The organism is Caballeronia udeis, from assembly GCF_044909315.1.
GTDB lineage: Bacteria > Pseudomonadota > Gammaproteobacteria > Burkholderiales > Burkholderiaceae > Caballeronia > Caballeronia udeis_A.
Genome location: NZ_JBIYEB010000007.1, coordinates 215,557 through 235,693, shown reverse-complemented (window position 1 = coordinate 235,693; position 20,137 = coordinate 215,557). Strand labels below are relative to the sequence as shown.

Genomic DNA, 20,137 nt, shown 5'->3' with positions numbered 1-20,137 from the left:
TCCGTCAACCGAGACAAACGATTAAACCCTCAACCCAGCGCTTTTTCCACGATCTCGCGCACATCGCGCGATTTAACTTTTGACGCCACCTGTTCCAGCGCCGCGTGCGCTTTCTCGCTCAAGGCCGGCGTGTACCGGCGCCATTGCTCGAGCGTGCGCGCGAGGCGAGCTGCCACCTGAGGATTCATTGCGTCGAGCGCAACAACCTGTTCGGCCCAGAACGCGTACCCGGAACCGTCGGCGGCGTGGAACTGCGCCGGGTTCGCGCCACAGAAGCTGAAAATCAGCGAGCGGGCGCGATTCGGATTTTTCAACGTGAACGCCGGGTGTTCCATCAGCTTGCGCACGATGTCGAGCACATTGCGCTTCGGGCCGCCGCGTTGCGTGGCCTGCAGCGCGAACCATTTGTCGATGACAAGCGGTTCTTTCTCGAAGCGTTGGTAGAAGTCGCTGAGCGCGGCGTCGGCAAGGGTGGTATCGACGGAACCTGACGCGCCCGCCGTCAGCAACGCGGACAACGCAGCCGACCGGTCGGTCATGTTGTTCGCGGCGTCATACTGGGCGCTCGCCAGTTCGATGGCGCGGGTGGGATCGTCGAGCTGGCTCAGGTAGGCGAGGGCGAGATTCTTCAGGCCGCGCTTGCCGGCGTCGTCCGGCGTCGCGCGATATTCGCCCGGCGTGCGGTTCGCTTCATATACGGCGTGCCACCGGTCGCGCAAACCCGTCGCGAGACGGCGGCTGACGAACACGCGAGCCGCGTGGACGGCGGCGGGGTCCGACACCGCCATCTGCTCTGCGAGATATCCCTCGGACGGCAACATTAGCGCCAGCTCCTGGAATGCCGGGGTAAGCGTGCTGTCGTCGAGTACCTGGGCAAACGCGGACACCACCTGGTCGTCGAGCGTCAGTTCCTCACCCTTCAACGCCCGATCCGCCAGCGCAAGCAGTTCGCGCGTGGCAAGGCGCTGCCCGGCTTCCCACCGGTTGAACGGATCGCTGTCGTGAGCAAGCAGGAAGGCCAGTTCTTCATTGGTGTAGTCGTAGTCCACCACGACCGGCGCCGAGAAGTTGCGCAACAACGAAGGCAACGGCTCTTCAGCGACGTCGGCGAACGTAAAGGTTTGTTCCTGTTCCGTGAATTCCAGAACGCGCGTGGTGCCTTGCGCCTCTTTCTCGCCTTCAAGTTTCAGCGGCAAGTCGGCGCCGCTCTTGCCGATCAGGCCAACCGAGAAGGGAATCAGCAGCGGCCCCTTCTGGGTCGCGCGTGCCGCCTCCGATGCCTCGCCATAGCCTTGCGTGAGCGTCACCGCATAACGCTTCGTGGCGGCGTCGTAGCGCGTGCTTACCGTGATCCGGGGCGTGCCGGCCTGACTGTACCAACGCTCGAATTGCGCCAGGTCGCGCCCGTTCGCGTCCGCCATTGCGTGGCGGAAGTCGTCGCAAGTGACGGCCTGGCCATCGTGGCGCTGGAAATACAGGTCCATGCCGCGCCGGAAGCCGTCGCGGCCAAGCAGCGTCTGATACATGCGCACGACTTCCGAGCCTTTTTCATAGACGGTCATCGTGTAGAAATTGTTGATCTCCACGTAGCTTTCCGGACGCACCGGGTGCGCCATCGGACCTGCGTCCTCGGCGAACTGCATCTGGCGCAGCACACGGACGTCGTCGATCCGTTTGGTCGCGCGCGCTGCGTCGCTGGCCGCGCCCGGTTCGAGCCCGGCAGCCATGTCGGCGGAAAACTCCTGGTCGCGGAACACCGTCAGGCCTTCCTTCAGGCTCAACTGGAACCAGTCGCGGCAGGTGACGCGGTTGCCCGTCCAGTTGTGGAAGTACTCATGGCCGACCACGGCTTCAATGTTGCTGAAATCCACGTCCGTAGCCGTTTCAGGATTCGCGAGCACGTACTTCGTGTTGAAGATGTTCAAGCCCTTGTTTTCCATCGCGCCCATGTTGAAGTCGCTCACGGCGACAATCATGAAGCGGTCCAGATCGAGCTCAAGCCCAAAGCGGCGTTCGTCCCATTCGATGGAATGAACCAGCGAATCCATGGCGTGCCGGGTCTTGTCGAGATCGTGAGGTTCCACCCAGACCTGCAGCAGTTTTTCCTTGCCCGAACCCGTCTTCATGCGCTGCTCGAGCTTGACCAGCTTTCCCGCCACCAGCGCGAACAGGTAGCTGGGTTTCTTGAACGGATCTTCCCAGCGTGCGAAGTGCCGGCCGTCTTCCAGATCGCCTTCTTCGATCAGGTTGCCGTTCGACAACAGCACCGGGTACTCTGCCCGGTCCGCCCACAGCGTGACCGTGTAAGTGGCCATGACATCGGGGCGGTCAAGGAAATACGTGATGCGCCGGAAGCCTTCGGCCTCGCATTGCGTAAAGAAATTGCCGCCGGATACATACAGGCCCGACAAGCTTGTGTTCTCCCCCGGATTGCACGCGCTTTCCAGCGTCAGCTCAAACGCGTCGGGAATATTGCTCACCGACAAACCGTTCTCGGTAACGCGGACATCCGCATGCGGGCGCCCGTCCAGCGTTGCGCCGATGAACTCCATATGCTCGCCCATCAGTTCCAGCGTAGCCGCAGGCGCGGCGTCCGGATTGCGGCGCAGCCGCATGGTGTTGCGAACCACCGTGCGTTCGGGGACGAGGTCGAATTCGAGCGCGACGGTGTCAATCAGGAATGCGGGCGGCGTGTAGTCGGCGCGGCGGATTACGGCGGGTGCGGTCGAGTTGGACATGGCGGTTCTGATTGAGTTGAGCGGGTGCCTTTGCTTTCCAGGCGGCCTGGTGTCGGACCATTGTACAAAGGCTCGCGGGATCGTGTGCTCGATTCGGGGTCGGCCGAATGGCCTGTTTCCCGAACTTCAACTGCCTGCGACGGTCTCTAGACAGGTGGAATCAGGCAGTTTTCGTGCGGTGCATGCGACACTTCACGGTTGCTGTTTTACAAACAACATCGCAATGAAAATCAACAAGACAAATGAGGTCGGCCATGACGTTGGGACGGTTGTACGGGGAGTTGAAGGGTGCCGTGCGTGTGGCGCTGATAACGGGTTTCGCGCTGCTCGGAGGGTGCACGACCTACGTTCAGACGCAGGTGGCCGCGTTCTCTGACTGGTCCGGGACAGACGCCACGCGGACCTACGCGTTCGAGCGCTCGGCACAGCAGCAAAACAGCATTGAACAAAAGACGTACGAAGCGCTCGCCGCGAACGAACTTGCCACCCATTCGTTCAAGCAGGTTCCCGACGCCAGCGCGAACTATCGCGTGGAATTGTCCTATTCGATTCGCGGCGACATGGTCACCGTGCGGCAGCCCGTCTACTACGATCCGTGGCCAATGTACGGCGGCTGGTACGGCCGGCCCTACGGCTGGGGCGGATACGGAGGGTGGGGGCCGTGGGGAGGTTGGGATATGGGGCCGACGGGGTATGTCGACCAAAGCTATCCAATCTTCGTCCACTCGCTGCAGATCCGCATGACCGAACGTGAGAGCGGGCGCGAAGTGTACAAAGTGACCGCGAGCAATTCAGGCGGCGAATCGTCGCTGGTCCGGGCCATGCCTTATCTGATCCGCAGCGCGCTCGCGGATTTTCCGCTCGGCAACGGAACGGTGCGCACAGTGAAGATTCCGCTCGACAAGACGGGCGGTGTCGGGAATGAAGCGCCGGTTGCCGTGGGGGCGAACGAGAAGGCTGCCGCCCCAGCGCCTGGTCCGGCACCGGTACCCGTGCAGTAGGCGGCGCGCTGACTCGGCCTGCCGCTCAAGTCGAGAAATATTTACCGTTGCGAAGGCCTGCAAATTGATTCGGCCGCTGCCTCCGTTGTGGTTTGCGAAATAGTCTGCGAGCGCTCTGTGAGGCGGCAGCGAAGAGGTTGGCGAAAGGTTCGAGAAGCACTCGAATTCCGGACAAAAAACAGCATTCTTACAGGCGTGTGGCACAGCGCCCTTATATGCAATTAAATTCGAAACGAGATATATTTCGAGGATGAACAAACCCCGCAACGCCCAACCCCATACGCTTCCTGAGCCCCCAACCTGGGATGCGCGGCTCGCCCGGCGGCTCGTTACGCCGCTCGTCGGCACCCCGATTACACCGAATCACCTGACCAGTTTGCGCTTGCTGATTGGCATTGCCGGCGCTTATTACCTGTCGGCCGGCAGCTTCTGGTTGTGCAGTTTGGGTGCTTTGCTGATCGCGCTCTCCAATTTCGTCGATCACACCGACGGCGAGCTCGCGCGGATCAGCGGGCAATCGAGCAAAATCGGTCATTTTTACGATCTCGCATGCGATTCCGTGGTGACCGTGCTGCTGTTCGTCGGTCTCGGGTTCTATGTGAGCGCGCATCATCCGTCCATGATCGTGCCGGCTGAGTGGCTTGGCGGGATTGCGGGTGTCGCCGTCGCGCTGATCTTCTTCCTGCGGATGCGGATTGAGTCAATGGCGGGCAAGAGCGGCACGAAGCAGGCCTCCATGGCGGGTTTCGAGACCGAAGACGTGTTGTATCTGCTGCCAGTGGTGACGCTGCTCAACGGCATGACGCCGTTCCTGGTGGCCGCCTCCATTGGCGCTCCGTTGTTTGCCGTGTGGGTCGTCGTGGACTATCAGCGCGCGCTCCGGCGTTTCGCCCAGGCCACGGCGCGGGCCAAAGACGCCGACGGTCAAGATTTGCAGGCTGTTCAATGAATTCATCGGTCGATTCCTTATCCCCCCGTGCGGTTGGCGGCAAGTCCGCTGAGCGCAAGAGCCTTCACGCTCTCGATGAAACCCTGGCCGCGCATCTCCAGCGCCTGTCCCCTGAGCGCCAGACGGCGAAGCTGCACGAAACGTTCGAAACCCAAGGTGCTTTCCTGTACCTGGACGACTTCCTGCCGCGCGAATTCACCGAGAAGCTGGTCGCCGCTGTCCACGCCGTCACGCCCGCCATCAACCGCAATTACCTGCCGGGACACAAGCAGGGTGGCAGCGTGAGCCGCCACGCGATCGACGAACTCGCGCCGTTCATTGCCGAGTTGTACCGGTCGCCGGCGCTGATCAGCTGGCTTGCGAAAATCAGCGGCGACACGCTCCAGGAGTCGCCCGCCGACGACCCGCATGCGTACGCGCTGTATTTCTATACGAAGGCGGGTGACCATATCGGCTGGCACTACGATACGTCGTACTACGAAGGCCGCCGCTACACGCTGCTGCTCGGCGTGATGGACGACTCGTCGTGCCGTCTCGAGTACGAACTGCATACCCGTACGCCGGAGATTCCCGACCAGCCGGGTTCGGTGCAGATCCCGCCGGGCGGCCTCGTTTTCTTCGATGGCGACAAGCTGCGTCATCGCATCACGCCGGCTCGCGCGAATGAATTCCGCGTGTCGCTGACATTCGAGTACGTCACGAATCCGAACATGCGGCCGTGGCAGCGTTTCATCTCGAACATGAAGGACTCGATCGCGTACTTCGGCTTCGGGCAGGTTTTCCGCCGCAAAGGCGGGAAGAACGGCGCCGCATGAGCCGCGCCGGAACAGTCCTCCTGTCGCTCGGCGTGGTGTTGTTCATCGCGTTGCTGAGCTGGCAGGGCTTCGGTTCCGTCGCGACCGCGCTCGCGGCCGCAGGCTGGGGCCTGCTCGCGGTGGCGGCGTTCCACCTGCTGCCTGTCGTGATCGACGCACTGGCTATTGAAACGCTTTTCCCCCGCCATGAACGCGATGTGAGCTTCCGTGACGCGCTGCTTGCGCGCTGGACCGGCGAGTCGGTGAACAGCCTCATGCCGGCGGGGCAAATCGGCGGGCCCATGCTGATGGTGCGTTACCTGTCACAGCGCGGAATGCGGGCGCGCGACGCCGCGGCGGTCATCACCGTCAGCACGACGATGCAATCCGTCGGGCAAATGATCTTCGCCATGATCGGCCTCGCGTTGCTGAGCAGCTACGCCTCGGGTGTGGGCATGCTGCTGCCGGTGCTGATCGTGATCGTGGTGTGCTCCCTGATGGTGGTCGGGTTTTTCTTCGCGCAGCGCAAGGGTTTGTTCGCTCGCGCGACGCGTTTCGCTTCGCAATTTGCCGCCCGCTTTTCAAAGAAGCGCGATTGGTCGTCGCTGGTGTCGCGCGCCGAAGCGGTGGACACCGCCGTGGTCGATCTCTACAAAAAACCAGGGCCGGTCGCGGCGAGTTTCGCGTTGAGTTTGCTGGGCTGGATCGTGGGTACCGGCGAGGTGTGGTTTGCCTTGCGTTTACTGGGCTCGCCGGTTGGCTGGGGCGAAGCGCTGATGTTGGAAAGTCTCGGCCAGGCTATTCGAGGCGCGGCGTTCGCCATTCCCGGTTCGTTGGGCGTGCAAGAGGGCGGCTATTTGCTGCTCGCGCGCCTGATCGGTCTGCCGCCGGAGGCCGCGCTCGCGCTTTCGTTAGCCAAGCGCGCGCGGGAGCTGCTGCTCGGCCTGCCGGGTATCGTTTATCTGCATTTCGCTGAAAAGGGCTGGCAGCGCCGTCGTCTCGCGCGCGTGCCGGAAATCGAATAAAGCATCACCGATAGGATCAACATGCGCGCAATTATTCTTGCCGCCGGGATGGGTTTGCGCCTGGTTCAGCCGGAAGGGCAGCAAAAGCCGAAGTGCCTGCTGCGTTTCGGCGAGTCGTCGCTGCTCGAACGCCATCTCCAACTGCTGAAGACGGCCGGCGTTGACGAAATCGTCTTTGTGCTCGGCTTCAAGCATGAACAGGTGGAAGCGGAACTCGCCGCGATCGACTGGAAACCGCATACGGAAGTGGTCGTGAACCGCGAGTTTTCGCTCGGCAGCGTGCTGTCCGTGCACACGGCGGCCGAAGCGCTGACCCGCGGCGGCGACGTGCTGCTGATGGACGCCGACGTGCTCTACGACGAACGCATTCTCGACCCGCTGGTGGCGGGCGCGGGACCGGTGAACCGGTTGTTGATCGACCGTGATTTCGAAGCCGGCGATGAGCCCGTGAAGCTTTGTGTCGCGAACGGCGTGCCGGTGGAGTTGCGCAAGCAGGTGCTGGCGGACTTGCAGTTCGATGTGATCGGCGAATCAGTCGGCTTTTTCCGCTTCGACGAAATCGCGGCGCGGCGTCTGGCCGAACTCGTCGCGGGTTATGTCGCGACAGGCCGTGCCAACTTGCCGCACGAGGAAGCCGTGCGTGATTTGCTGCTGGAACGCAGCCAGGTATTCGACGTGGCCGACGTAACCGGCGCGCCATGGATAGAAATCGATTTTCAGAACGACGTTAAACGCGCGGCCGACGAAGTCTTGCCGCAACTGCGTCAGCTTGCAGGAGCTCTACGATGAACGCACCGTATCAACTACCCGCTGCCTATGCCCGCAGCCTTCGCCTGCGCGAGATGCTGCAGAGCAATCAGCTCGAATTCCTGATGGAGGCGCATAACGGCCTGTCCGCGCGCATTGTGAAGGAAGCCGGTTTCAAGGCAATCTGGGGATCGGGTCTCACGATCTCAGCGCAGTTCGGCGTACGTGACAACAACGAAGCGAGCTGGACCCAGGTGGTCGACACGCTCGAGTTCATGGCGGACGCGAGCGATCTGCCTATCTTGCTGGATGGCGACACCGGCTACGGCAACTTCAACAACGTGCGCCGGCTGGTGAAAAAGCTGGAGCAACGCGGCATTGCCGGCGTATGTATCGAAGACAAGCAGTTTCCGAAGACCAATAGTTTTCTCAACGGCGAGCGTCAGCCGCTTGCCGAGATGGACGAATTCTGCGGCAAGATCAAGGCCGGCAAGGACTCCCAGAGCGATCCGAATTTCTCCATCGTGGCGCGCGTGGAGGCGTTGATCGCGGGTTGGGGCATGGAAGAAGCGTTGAAGCGCGCAGAGGCTTATCGCCAGGCCGGTGCGGACGCCATCCTGATTCACAGCAAGCTCTCCAAGCCGGACGAAATCCTCACGTTCGCGCGCGAATGGGCCGGCCGCGGCCCGCTCGTGATCGTGCCGACCAAGTACTACAGCACGCCGACCGATGTGTTTCGCCAGGCCGGCATCAGCACGGTGATCTGGGCGAACCATTTGCTGCGCGGCGCAGCGTCGACCATGCAGGCGATCGCGAAGGAAATCCACAGCAGCGAGACGCTCGTGAACGTGGAAGATCGCGTGGCGACGGTGAACGAAATCTTCCGTCTCCAGGATGCCGAGGAATATTCGACCGCTGAGAGCGTGTATCTGTCGTCGGCGAGCGCATCGCGCAATGCCGTCGTGCTCGCGGCCAGCCGAGGCGCCGGGCTGGAAGCCGTTACCGCCGATAAACCCAAGGTCATGCTGCCGATCGCGGGCAAGCCGCTCTTGCGCCGTCTGGTCGAAGCGTTCAAGAAAGAAGGTATCAACGACATTACGGTGGTAGGCGGTTATCGCGCCGACGCCATCGATACATCGGGGATCCGGCTGGTCGTGAACGAGAAGCACGAGCAAACGGGCGAACTGGCGTCGCTGGCATGTGCGGCGAAGTCGTTCACCGCCGACACCGTGATCTCCTATGGCGACCTCTTGTTCCGCAGCTACATTCTTCGCGATCTGGTGGAATCGGACAGCGATTTCTGCGTGGTCGTTGATTCGTCGCAGACGCCGGCAGCCGGCGGGGCGTCGACGGACTTCGCGTACTGCTCGACCGCTGACGATCGTGCGTTGTTCGGACAAAAGGTCTGGCTGGAAAGCGTAACCAGTTCGGCCGGTCCGGCAAATCCGAAGACACCGCACGGCCGCTGGATGGGCCTGCTCAACGTACGCGGCGAGGGCCGTGAACGCCTTGTGGCCATGCTCGAAAAACTGCAGGAACGCGATGACTTCGACAAGCTCGACATGGCCGCACTGCTCAACGCGCTGGTGGCTGCGGACGAGAAGATCGAAGTGCAGTACGTGCATGGTCACTGGCGCGGCGTGAACGACCTCGACGAGTTGCGTCAGGCCGGCGATTTCGCCCACGGACAAGCGCCGTACGGATCGAACGGCGCGGGCTCCTCGGAGGCTGGCGCGTGATTGAAGCTGCACAATTTGTCGAAGCCGCGCGCGAGCGGGGGTTCGACTGGTACGCGGGCGTGCCGTGCTCGTACCTGACGCCGTTCATCAATTACGTGCTGCAGGACGAGTCGCTGCATTACGTGTCGGCGGCGAATGAGGGTGACGCTGTTGCGTTGATCGCGGGCGTGGCGCTTGGCGCGTCGGGTGCGTTCAAGGCGCGTCGCGGTATTGCGATGATGCAGAACTCCGGGCTCGGCAACGCGGTGAGCCCGCTGACCTCGCTCACGTGGACGTTCAGGCTGCCGCAATTGCTGATCGTCACGTGGCGCGGTCAGCCGGGTGTCGCCGATGAGCCTCAGCACGCGCTGATGGGACCGGTCACGCCGGCCATGCTCGACACCATGGAGATTGCGTGGGAGCTGTTCCCGACCGAAGCCGATGCAATCGGCCCCGCGCTCGATCGTGCAACCGCGCATATGGACAGCACCGGGCGCCCTTACGCGCTGGTGATGCAGAAGGGCAGTGTCGCGCCGTACAAGTTGACCAGGAAGGGCTTGAGCGGTGTGCGTCAACGCGCGTTGAACGAGCGCGCCGAGGTTCAGTCGTTCGCGGGCACAGGCGAACGCGTGTCGCGTCACGACGCGTTGCAGCGCGTGATTGCGCATACACCGAAAGAGTCGACGGTCGTGCTGGCATCGACGGGATTTTGCGGTCGGGAGCTTTACGCTATCGATGACCGCGAGAACCAGCTGTACCTGGTTGGATCAATGGGATGCGTGACGCCCATGGCGCTCGGCCTGGCGTTGTCGCGCCCTGACCTGAACGTGGTGGCGCTCGATGGCGACGGCGCCGCGCTGATGCGCATGGGCGTGTTCGCCACGCTCGGCGCTTATGGCCCGGCCAATCTCACGCACTTGCTGCTGGACAACGGCGCGCATGAGTCGACCGGCGGTCAGGCGACGGTGTCGCAAGGTGTCGAGTTCGCGCGGATCGCTTCGGCGTGCGGGTACGCGCTGGCGCTGGATGGCGATGAGCTCGCGGTCATCGACCGGTTGTTCGACGCGAAGGACATCGACGGGGTGCGTTTCGCGCGGCTGTCGATCAATACGGGCACGCCGGACGATTTGCCGCGCCCGTCGATCACGCCGGAAGACGTGCGTCGCCGGTTGCAAACCCATATTGGACGCTAGGCGCGCGCTGATCCTGCTTCAAGCGTTTGCTGGCTCACCCAAAGGCCGCGCCAACCGATGTTGGCGCGGCCTTTGACTTTGTGACGCCAACTAACCGAGGCAGATCAATCGTTGTTGCAGAAAATCGCGGTGATGAAGGGCGCGACGTGGCGAATAACCGCGTCGCTGCCGGCCGCGCGGACTTTTTCCTTGACCGAGTCTTCCCCGCCGATCACGACGGCGCCGTAGGCCGAATCAGCGATCGGCTCGCCGCTGCCCTGCTTGAAAATCGCGTCATTCTTCTGATACCCAACTACCGCGAACACGCCGAAATCAAACGCCGTGAGATGACTGCCGTTGGTTGGTTTAAAAGCGTTGATCGAATTCGATTCCACGCGCATGGGCGTAGTTTCTATCGTGTGGTTTTCCTGAAGCGGCGCGATGAACGCATGCGCGGTCGATTTGCAATCGAGCTGGGAGTCCAGTGCATAGGCCGAAGCCTGTGTCGACAATGCTCCAATAAATATGAATAAGCCGATGCGGACGGCTTGTACAAGTGACTTCATGCTTATTTGATTGTTTGCTTATTTATTTCAATCCACGCGCCTGTAAAGGACGCGACGTGAGTACGCACACGGCGTCGCCAAAAACCTAAACTTTAGCCGGAAGTTGGAAAGTGTGCTTAAACAAGAGCTTAGAGCCCGTCTGGCGGGGCGCTGCGGGAAGTGCGTTCTGCTCCGTTCACAGTGAAATTCGCCGATGAATAATCCTCAGCGGAATTAAGGTGAACTGTGGGAACGAGTTTGAGAGGCAGTTGAACCCGCCCCGTCAATAAGGATGATTAAGCGAAATCAAGGCGCGTATGCAGGCTTCAGCGGTGAAGGCAGCGAGCGCGCCGAATTTATCCGGCGCGCTCGAATTGTTCGTATGGAACGCCTGGAGCACCACGGTGCGCTCAGGTTCGGGCTAACCTGCTCCGATCAACCGGAACAGCGAAGGACAAGCGAACCGCAGTCCCTCAAGCCGCTGCCAACTCGGGCACCGTCCCGCGCCGCGTTTCTCTCCGATGCACGCATTTTCCCGCTGCATACGTCTCGAACACGGCGCGGTCGTCGCCGAGCATCGCGAACGCGAACAGCAGTTCTTCCAGCGATTCCGCCCGCGTGGTCCGGCGCGCAAGCAGGGGTGTGCCGGCGGGGTCCAGCACGACGAAATCGGCCTCGCTGCCGGGCTTTAGTGTTCCGACGCGGTCCGACATGTCGAGCACTTGAGCCGCGCCCGTGGTCGCGAGCCAGAACATCCGCGCCGCGCTCAGATGATGACCCGTCAGGCGCGCGATCTTGTGCGCTTCGCCCATGGTTTGCAGCATCGAAAACGTCGTGCCGCCGCCTACGTCGGTTGCAAGCGCCACCGGCATCTTCGCGGCGCCGGCCTTTTCCATGTCGAACAGACCGCTGCCGAGGAAGAGGTTCGATGTCGGGCAATGCGACGCCACCGCACCGGTTTCAGCCATGCGCTGGCGGTCCGTATCGTCGAGATGGATGCAATGGCCGTACACCGCGCGCTCACGCAGCAAGTCGTAGTGATCGTAGATATCCAGATAGCTCCGATGGCCCGGAAACAGGCTTTCGACCCATTTGATTTCATCGGTGTTTTCTGCAACGTGGCTCTGGATATACACGTCCTGATGCTTCCGCGCGAGCACGGCGCATGCTTCGAGTTGCGCCTCCGTCGAGGTCGGAGCAAAACGCGGCGTCAGCGCGTATTCCTGGCGTCCCCGGCCGTGCCAGCGCGCGATAAGTTCGGCGCTGTCGTCGTAACCCGATTGCGCTGTGTCCCGCAAATACTCCGGGCAATTGCGATCCATCAGCACCTTGCCTGCGATCATGCGCAAGTTGCGCGACTCGCTTTCGCTAAAGAAGGCATCGGCGGATTGCTTGTGGACCGTGCAATACACAAGCGCTGTGGTCGTGCCGCAAGCCAGCAGTTCATCGATGAAAAAGCCCGCCGTCTCGCGTGCGTACGCCGGATCTTCGAACTTGCGCTCGGTCGGAAACGTGTAGGTGTTCAACCATGGCAACAGACCTGGCGCAGGAGAAGCGATCATGTCGGTCTGCGGATAATGAATGTGCGAGTCGATGAAACCCGGCACGATCAGTTTGTCCCGCAGGTCCTTCAGGATTGCGTCGGGCGCAATGGCGGCACGCAACGCCGCATACGCGCCGGCCGCCACCACGCGGCCATCTTCCACCAGCAGCATGCCGTCGGTTTCGTACACGGCGTTGTCGTCGGAAAAAGCAGGGTCGTCGCGGAAAGTGAGTAGCTGTGCGCGGTAAGCGGTCTGAGTCATGGGTGAAACATCTCCAGTAAAGCGGGTCAACGCCCTTATAGCTGTGTCAACAACAGCAACGACAGCGCGGCGACAATCCACATCGCCGGCTTGATTTCTTTTCTGCGGCCGGCGCACGACTTGATCACGACAAATGCGAGGAAACCGTACGCAATGCCGTCGGTGATCGAATACGTCAGCGGGATCAGGATCATCGCCAGGAAGGCGGGAATGGCTTCGTCGAAACGGCTCCATTCAATCTGCGTGATCGACTCCATCATGAACACACCGACGAGCACCAGCGCGGGCGCAGTTGCAATGGCAGGCACCAGCGAGAGCAGCGGCGAGAGGAACAGGAAGGGCAGGAAACACAAGCCTGCGACCACCGCGACCAGCCCCGTGCGGCCGCCCGCGGAAATGCCCGCCGCCGATTCGATGTACGCATTCGCCGGGCTCGTGCCGAGCGGTGCGGAGACCAGCGCAGCGAATGAATCGACCATCATCGACTGGCGGATGTTGCGCGGGTTGCCGTCTTTATCGTAGAGCTTGCCGGCTTCCGAGATCGCCATGAAGGTGGAGAGGGCGTCGAAGAAAGACGTGAACAGCATCACGAAAATAAACGGCCAGTAGATCAGTTTCAGCGAGCCGAGCAGATCCAGTTGGCCGACCGCCGAAAAGTCCGGCGCCGAGAACAAACCGTTCCAGTTCACCAGCGTTTTGGTGGCAATGGCGGCTGGCCAGTAAGCGGTGCCGTCGCCCCAGAAGCGGCCGATTGGAATGGCTATCACGGTCGTGAAGATGATCCCGAGCATCAGTGCGCCGGTCACGCGCCGCGCGACCAGGATGGTGGTCACCGCGAGACCGATCAGGAACGTGATCACCACCGGATTCAGCGACGCGGAATGCACGATCGTCACCGGATCGCTGACAACAAACTTCGCGTTGACCAGCCCGATCAGGCTGATAAACAATCCGATTCCGCAGGACACCGCATGACGCAGGTTCGCCGGAATCGCATCGACAACCAGCTTGCGAGCGTTGAACGCCGCAAGCACCGCGAAGATCACGCCGGACCAGAACACGCAGCCGAGCGCCGTCTGCCAGGGCATCTTGCCGGCGTGAACCATCACGAACGCGAACAGCGCGTTCATGCCCATGCCGGGCGCGACGAGCACCGGGTTGCGCGCGTAGAGGCCCATCGCGCAACTGCCGAGGAAACTGACGATCACCGTGGCTGTCAGCGCGGCCGGAAAGGGCACGCCGGCCTGCGACAGGATCCCGGGGTTGACGACGATGATGTACATCGCCGTGAGAAAGGTCGTGATGCCCGCAACAATCTCGGTCTTCGTGCGCGAACCCGCCGCGCGGATGCCGAAGAAACGTTCGAGCGTGGTGGTGTCGTTGGTAATCGTAGCCATGGCGTTCTCGCTCACGCCGCGTGCCAGTAGGCATCGAGTTTCGCGACCATTGCAAGGCGTTCGGCATCTGTCACGAACGACGCTTGCAGGCTGTTTTTCAGCAGCGTGTAAACCTCGGCATCGGTGAGTTTCAAGGCTTCAGTGATCGCGAAGTAGTTGGCGTTCACGTAGCCGCCGAAATACGCGGGGTCGTCGGAGTTGATCATCACGGCCACGCCCTGGTCCAGCAGCGCCTTGAGCGTGTGTTTCGTCATGTCGTCGAACACGCGCAGCTTCAGGTTCGACAGCGGGCAGACGGTCAATGCAATGCGCGCACCGGCCAGACGGGCGACCAGCGCCGGGTCTTCCATGCTGCGCACGCCGTGATCCACACGATCCACTTTCAACAGATCAAGCGCTTCGTACACATACGCAGGCGGCCCCTCTTCGCCCGCGTGCGCCACGAGTTTCAAGCCCTTCTCACGTGCCTTCGCGAACACGCGTTCGAACTTCGAAGGCGGATGGCCGCGTTCGGAGGAATCCAGCCCTACACCAATCAGCCGATGCTTGTATTGGTCGAACAAGGGCAACGCTTCATCGAATGTCTTGAGCGCATCTTCTTCCGGCAAATGACGCAGGAAACAGAGGATCAGCTTGCTCGTCAAACCGCGCCGCTCGCCTTCGGCCAGCGCGCTTTCGATACCCGCGACCGCTGTGGCGATCGATACACCGCGTTCGGTGTGCGTCTGCGGGTCGAAGAAAATTTCGGTGTGCGTGACATGGTCGGCGAGCGCGCGTTCAACGTACGCCATCGTCATGTCGTGGAAATCGCGCTCGTGCAGCAACACGCTCGCGCCCGCGTAGTAGATATCGAGGAACGACTGCAGGTCGGTGAACGCATAGGCCGCGCGCAATGTGTCGATAGAGTCGTACGCCAGCGTCACGCCATTGCGTCTTGCGAGTTCGAAGATCAGTTCGGGTTCGAGCGAACCTTCAATGTGAATATGGAGTTCGGCCTTGGGCGCGCGGGCGATCTTGTCAGCGAGAGTGGGATTCATGCTTGTCTTGTGCTTTAAAAGGTCTGGATCACGCGATTTGCGGATGCTGCGCGGAATTGTAGCTGTGCGCCGCGCGTTCCTCGACCTTCTGCAGCAACTGCGCTGCGACTGATATGGCAATCATCTCCGGCGCTTTGTCGGCTATGCCGGGCACGCCGATGGGACACGTCATGCGCCCGATTCGCATGTTGTCGATGCCCCGCGCCGCCAGCCGCCGTTCGAACTGCACCTTCTTCGTATGCGAACCGATCATGCCGAAGTAGGCGAAATCGCCGCGCCGGAGGATACGTTCGGCGAGCGCGAGATCGAGCGCGTGGTTGTGGGTCATCACCAAAAAGTAGCTATTGGCCGGCGCCTCGTCCACGGCGGCTTCCGGGATTCCACTGGCGTCAATCGTGACATTCGGGGGGAGCCGGTCCATGGGCGGGAAGGTTTCATCGCGCTCGTCCACCCACACTACGTGGCAGGGCAAATTCGCGAGCACCCTGACCAGCGCCGCGCCCACGTGGCCGGCACCGAACAGCACGACTGGAAACTCGCGCAGCGTGATGATTTCCGTGAGCAATGCGCCGCTTTCATCGAAACCCGCACCGTCCCAGAGCAAGCAATCCGGACCGGTCACGCCCGGTTCCGGGTCAGAGATCATCACTCCGTCCGGAGTCGGGCCAAAGCCGACGCTGCGGACGGTGGCTAGTCTTTGCGCCATGCGTTTGTTCAACGACGTAACCCAGCCAAGATCGCTTATATCCAGCCGTTCGAACGCCAGCACGACCGCGCCGCCGCAGCACTGGCCGAGGCTCGGACCAAGCGCGAAACGCTCGAGCCGGCGCATGTGCAGACTGCGCGCGCCGTCTTTCAGGACCTGCCGCGCCGTTTCGATAGCCTTCCACTCCAGATGCCCGCCGCCAATGGTGTGGCGTGCGTCGTCGCGTGTGACGATCATCTTCGTGCCCGCTTCGCGCGGCGCCGAGCCTTCCACGCGCGCGACCGTCACCAGCACGACGGCGTCGCCGTGTGCGAGGAGGTGTTGCAGATCGTGCAGCCAGGCTTGCATCGAATAGGCTCCGGGTTCGTTAGTTGACCGGCACGGGCTGGGCGAGGTCCGGAGCCGTCGCGGCGAGCGCTTTCGATGCCTGCGCGTCAAGCGCATTCAGGATCGACTCGGGCGTGGCGGGGGCGCGCAGGGCGGGCGCGTCGACCGAGTCCGGCGCGACCGACGCCACCGCGGCGCGGATGGCCAGCAACACCGAGAAGCCGAGCAGCAACGGCGGTTCGCCCACGGCTTTCGAGCGGAACACGGTCGGCTCGACGTTCTGGTTCTCGTAGAGCGCGACGTTCATTGCAGCCGGGATATCGCTCACCGACGGAATCTTGTACGTGGACGGCGCATGCGTCATCAGGCGGCCGTCGCGATTCCACCAGAGTTCTTCTGTTGTGAGCCAGCCCATGCCCTGGACAAACCCCCCTTCCACCTGGCCGATATCAAGCGATGGATTGATCGACTGCCCCGCGTCGTGGAGGATGTCCGCGCGTAACAGGCGCCATTCGCCGGTGAGCGTATCGACGACCACTTCCGAGATCGCCGCGCCATACGCGAAGTAGTAGAAGGGCTGGCCGGTCAGCGTTTTCGAATCCCAGTTGACCTTGGGCGTGGCGTAAAAGCCATCCGACCACAACTGCACGCGTGCCAGATAGGCCGCCCCGACGAGCTGGTCGAACGGCATCTGGCCGCCGTTCGACTCGACCACGCCGTCGTGAAAACGCACGTCTTCCGCGCGTCCGCCGAGCTGTTTCGCGGCGAGTTCCGCGAGCCGTCCGCGAATGGTGAGCGCGGCGGCTTCGGCCGCCTTGCCGTTCAGGTCGCTACCGGTGGACGCGGCGGTGGCTGACGTATTCGCGATCTTCGAGGTATCGGTGGCGGTCACGCGCACGCGCGACAACGGCACGCCCAGCGCGTTCGCCACGACTTGCGCGACCTTCGTGTTCAGGCCCTGGCCCATCTCCGTGCCGCCGTGATTCACGAGCGCGGAGCCGTCTTTATAGACATGTACGAGCGCACCGGCCTGGTTCAGGAACGGTACGTTAAACGAAATGCCGAACTTGACCGGTGTGAAAGCGATGCCCCGCTTGAGCACGGGACTCGTTTGATTGAACGTGGCAATGGCCTTGCGCCGCTGCAGATACGCACTCGATGCCACCAGTTCGTCGGTCAGCGGCGCGATCACGTTGTCTTCCACGGTCTGGCCGTACGGCGTGACGTTGCGCTCGGTGATGCCGTAGTAGTTCACGCGGCGGACATCGACGGGATCGCGCTTCAGCCGGTGGGCGATTTCATCCATCATGATTTCCATCACCAGCGCGCCTTGCGGACCGCCGAAACCGCGGAACGCCGTGTTCGACTGCGTGTTGGTGCGGCAGCAGAGCGCGGTGATATCGACGTCCTGCAGGTAATACGCGTTGTCGAAGTGACAGACGGCGCGCGTGGCCACCGCGCCCGACAAATCCGCCGAATAACCCGCGCGCAACGCGATTTCCACACGCGCGCCTTGCAGGCGGCCGTCGTCGTCGAAACCGGCTTCGTAGGTGTAGATGGCGTCGTGGCGTTTGCCGGTGATCATGAAGTCGTCGTCGCGATCCGCGCGCAATTTCACCGGCCGATGCAGCAAATGCGCCGCCAGCGAAGCGATGCACGCAAAGATCCCCGACTGCGATTCCTTGCCGCCAAAACCGCCGCCCATCCGGCGGCATTCGCAGATGACGTTATGCGTCGGCCAGTCGAGCATGTGCGCGACCAGATGCTGCATCTCGCTCGGATGCTGCGTGGAACTGTAGACGAGCAAGCCGTCGAGTTCCTTCGGAATGGCATAGGCAATCTGCCCTTCGAGATAGAACTGCTCCTGCCCGCCGACTTCGAATTCACCTTGCAGCCGATGCGCCGCCGATGCGATTTTTCCGTCCGGATCCCCGCGTTTGAGATGCAGCGGCGGCAGCACGAACTGCTGTTTCGCTTTCGCGTCGCGTGGCGTCAGGATGGCTTCGAGCGGTTCGTACCGGACCACTTCTTCGCTCTTCGCCAGCGCTGCCGCACGGCGCGCGAGATCGTGCGTTTCCGCGATCACGACGAACACCGGCTGTCCGAGGTACAGCACTTCGTCTTTCGCGAGGATCGGGTCGTCGTGGAGCACGGGACCGCAATTGTTCTCGCCGGGGATGTCGTCGGCGGTGAACACGGCGATCACGCCCGGCGCGGCCAGCACGAGGTCGAGATTGATCGAGACAATGCGCGCATGCGCATGCCGCGACAGGCCGAGCGCCGCGTGCAGCGTGCCGCGCACTTCGCCGATGTCATCAACGTAAGTCGCTTCGCCGCTGACATGCAGGTTCGCCGATTCGTGCGGCAAGCCGACGCCGATCGCCGCGCGCTGCGGTTTTGCCGCGCCGGCTTGCAATGCGAGTGCGTTGTCGGCAGCACGGTCGATGTGGTGTGGATCGGTACGCTTGTTCATCGCGTGGTCCTTAAAGCTTGGTATGGCGTGGCGTGACGGATGTGACGTCAGGCCGCTCATTGCACGTCGAATACGAACGCGTTGACATCGTGGAGTGCGAGCGGCGAATCCTCACGGGTCTCGAGGAAAAAACGCCACAGCACGTTGCGCGCCACCTTGCTGCGGTATGCGCTCGACGCCCGCATGTCGGTGAGCGGCTGGAAGTCGACGTCCAGCGCGCGCATGGCCGCTTCCACATTGGCCTCGTTCCACTCTTCGTTCACCAGCACGGCTTCCGCATTCGATGCCCGTTTGGGCGTGGCGGCCATGCCGCCAAACGCGAAACGCGCGGCGCTTACGCGGGTGCCGTCGAGCGTCACGGCGAACGCGGCGCACACAGCCGAGATGTCCTGGTCGTAGCGCTTGGAGATCTTGTAGGTCCGGAAGCGCAATTTCGCCGACGGCAGCGGCACCCGAACCCCGGCAACGAATTCGCCGGGTTCCAGCGCGGATTTTTGATAGCCGAGATAAAAGGCGTCGAGCGGCATCGTGTGGACTTTGGTGGCTTTCTGCAGCACGATTTCCGCATCGAGCGCGATCAGCGCGGGCATGGAGTCACCGATGGGCGAACCGTTCGCCACATTGCCGCCGAGCGTGCCGGCGTTGCGGATCGGCCTTGATGCGAAGCGCGTCCACAATTCCGCCAGTTCCGGATAAACCGACGAGAGCGCGCCATACGAATCTTCCAGCGACGCCGCAGCGCCTATGGTCAGCCACTGGCCGTCGCGGGTGATCGACTTGAGCTCGGTCACATTGCCGATATACAGGATGTCGCCGAGATTGCGGAATTGCTTGGTGACCCACAGGCCGACGTCGGTGCTGCCGGCCAGGATGCGCGCATCCGGGTGCTCGGCGCGCAGGCGGGCGAACTCGGCGAGCGAGACGGGCGCGAAGAACGTCGGGTGGCCGAATGCGGCGCCGCGTGCGTCGGGCGCGGCGTATTCGAACGTTTCCTTGCGCTGGATGCTTTCGAGCTGGCGTTTGAGATGGTCGTGATCGAGGGCTGCGCGAGGGTACTCGAACATCTTCTGCGATGCATCCACGATCGGCCGATAACCCGTGCAGCGGCAGAGGTTGCCGGAGAGGGCGGCGTTGATTTCGTCGCGGGTGGGGAGGCCTGCGTCGGCGGGCTGGTTCTGATACAGCGCCCACATCGACATCACGAAACCCGGCGTGCAGAAGCCGCATTGCGAGCCGTGGCAATCGACCATGGCCTGCTGGACCGGATGCAACGTGCCGTCCTTGGCGCGCAGGTCCTCTACAGTAAAGAGTGCCCGGCCATCAAGTGTCGGCATGAACTGGATGCAGGCGTTGACCGCTTTGAGGACGGGTTGGCCGTCTGCATCGAGTTCGCCAATAACGACTGTACAGGCGCCGCAGTCGCCTTCGGCGCAGCCCTCTTTGGTGCCGGTGCATTGGTCATGCTCGCGCAAATGCTGGAGCACCGTGCGGGAGGCGGGTACGTCGCGCACTTCGCGGATGGCGTTGTGCTGAAAAAACCGGATGGTTTGCGTTGTCATATAGAAGTCCGAGACATTGCGGATCGGGCGCGCGTTACGCGAAATCGGCTTCAGGACTTAAAAGAAACCTGGCCGAAAGAGCGCACGTGGATCGCCATCCAGAAATAACGATATCACCGCAATATCTCAAATAGATTCCGGTGA

The 20,137-nt window shown here is 62.2% G+C and carries 15 protein-coding genes; 7 read left to right on the top strand and 8 right to left on the bottom strand.

The window, feature by feature from the left end:
* Positions 1 to 29: 29 nt before the first annotated feature.
* Positions 30 to 2,738 carry an aminopeptidase N gene (gene pepN / locus ABH944_RS14415; RefSeq protein WP_404607227.1) on the bottom strand — a complete coding sequence of 903 codons (2,709 nt, stop codon included), beginning with the start codon at positions 2,736 to 2,738 and terminating at the stop codon, positions 30 to 32.
* Positions 2,739 to 2,992: 254 nt separating this feature from the next.
* Between pepN and ABH944_RS14410 the strand changes: the two genes are divergently transcribed.
* From ABH944_RS14410 to aepY, 7 genes are all read left to right on the top strand, one after another.
* The gene (locus tag ABH944_RS14410) at positions 2,993 to 3,739 is read left to right on the top strand and encodes a DUF4136 domain-containing protein (RefSeq protein ID WP_404607225.1); all 747 of its coding nucleotides are present in this window, start codon (positions 2,993 to 2,995) and stop codon (positions 3,737 to 3,739) included.
* A 250-nt stretch (positions 3,740 to 3,989) separates the two neighbouring features.
* Positions 3,990 to 4,688: a CDP-alcohol phosphatidyltransferase family protein gene (locus ABH944_RS14405; RefSeq protein WP_404607223.1), complete on the top strand. Its 699-nt coding sequence runs from the start codon at positions 3,990 to 3,992 to the stop codon at positions 4,686 to 4,688.
* Positions 4,685 to 5,503, top strand: coding sequence for a HalD/BesD family halogenase (locus tag ABH944_RS14400; RefSeq protein ID WP_404607222.1), 819 nt, complete (start codon positions 4,685 to 4,687; stop codon positions 5,501 to 5,503). The genes ABH944_RS14405 and ABH944_RS14400 overlap by 4 nt, the downstream gene beginning before the upstream one ends.
* Positions 5,500 to 6,507, top strand: a complete 1,008-nt coding sequence (locus ABH944_RS14395; protein ID WP_404607221.1) for a flippase-like domain-containing protein — start codon at positions 5,500 to 5,502, stop codon at positions 6,505 to 6,507. The genes ABH944_RS14400 and ABH944_RS14395 overlap by 4 nt, the downstream gene beginning before the upstream one ends.
* 21 nt (positions 6,508 to 6,528) lie before the next feature.
* Positions 6,529 to 7,296, top strand: a complete 768-nt coding sequence (locus tag ABH944_RS14390; RefSeq protein ID WP_404607220.1) for a phosphocholine cytidylyltransferase family protein — start codon at positions 6,529 to 6,531, stop codon at positions 7,294 to 7,296.
* Complete coding sequence (gene aepX / locus ABH944_RS14385; protein WP_404607219.1) at positions 7,293 to 8,993, top strand: phosphoenolpyruvate mutase; 1,701 nt, start codon at positions 7,293 to 7,295, stop codon at positions 8,991 to 8,993. Before ABH944_RS14390 ends, aepX begins: the two co-directional genes overlap by 4 nt.
* Entirely contained in the window at positions 8,990 to 10,165 is a 1,176-nt protein-coding gene (aepY, locus tag ABH944_RS14380; protein ID WP_404607218.1) for a phosphonopyruvate decarboxylase, read from the top strand. The genes aepX and aepY overlap by 4 nt, the downstream gene beginning before the upstream one ends.
* 104 nt (positions 10,166 to 10,269) lie before the next feature.
* On the opposite strand, the gene ABH944_RS14375 is transcribed toward aepY, so the two are convergent.
* From ABH944_RS14375 to xdhA, 7 genes are all read right to left on the bottom strand, one after another.
* Positions 10,270 to 10,545 (bottom strand): hypothetical protein, encoded by a 276-nt coding sequence (locus ABH944_RS14375; RefSeq protein WP_404607217.1) that lies wholly within the window; start codon positions 10,543 to 10,545, stop codon positions 10,270 to 10,272.
* Between the two features lie 617 nt (positions 10,546 to 11,162).
* A complete protein-coding gene (gene guaD / locus ABH944_RS14370) occupies positions 11,163 to 12,494 on the bottom strand; it encodes a guanine deaminase (protein WP_404607215.1) in 1,332 nt (443 codons plus the stop codon).
* A gap of 35 nt (positions 12,495 to 12,529) precedes the next feature.
* On the bottom strand, positions 12,530 to 13,891 hold the full coding sequence (locus ABH944_RS14365) for an NCS2 family permease (RefSeq protein ID WP_404607213.1): 1,362 nt from the start codon (positions 13,889 to 13,891) through the stop codon (positions 12,530 to 12,532).
* Between the two features lie 11 nt (positions 13,892 to 13,902).
* Positions 13,903 to 14,928 (bottom strand): adenosine deaminase, encoded by a 1,026-nt coding sequence (locus ABH944_RS14360; protein ID WP_404607212.1) that lies wholly within the window; start codon positions 14,926 to 14,928, stop codon positions 13,903 to 13,905.
* Between the two features lie 28 nt (positions 14,929 to 14,956).
* Entirely contained in the window at positions 14,957 to 15,982 is a 1,026-nt protein-coding gene (gene xdhC, locus ABH944_RS14355) for a xanthine dehydrogenase accessory protein XdhC (RefSeq protein WP_404607211.1), read from the bottom strand.
* A 19-nt stretch (positions 15,983 to 16,001) separates the two neighbouring features.
* The gene (gene xdhB, locus ABH944_RS14350; protein WP_404607209.1) at positions 16,002 to 18,434 is read right to left on the bottom strand and encodes a xanthine dehydrogenase molybdopterin binding subunit; all 2,433 of its coding nucleotides are present in this window, start codon (positions 18,432 to 18,434) and stop codon (positions 16,002 to 16,004) included.
* A 56-nt stretch (positions 18,435 to 18,490) separates the two neighbouring features.
* Positions 18,491 to 19,993 (bottom strand): xanthine dehydrogenase small subunit, encoded by a 1,503-nt coding sequence (gene xdhA, locus ABH944_RS14345; RefSeq protein WP_404607207.1) that lies wholly within the window; start codon positions 19,991 to 19,993, stop codon positions 18,491 to 18,493.
* Positions 19,994 to 20,137: the final 144 nt, after the last annotated feature.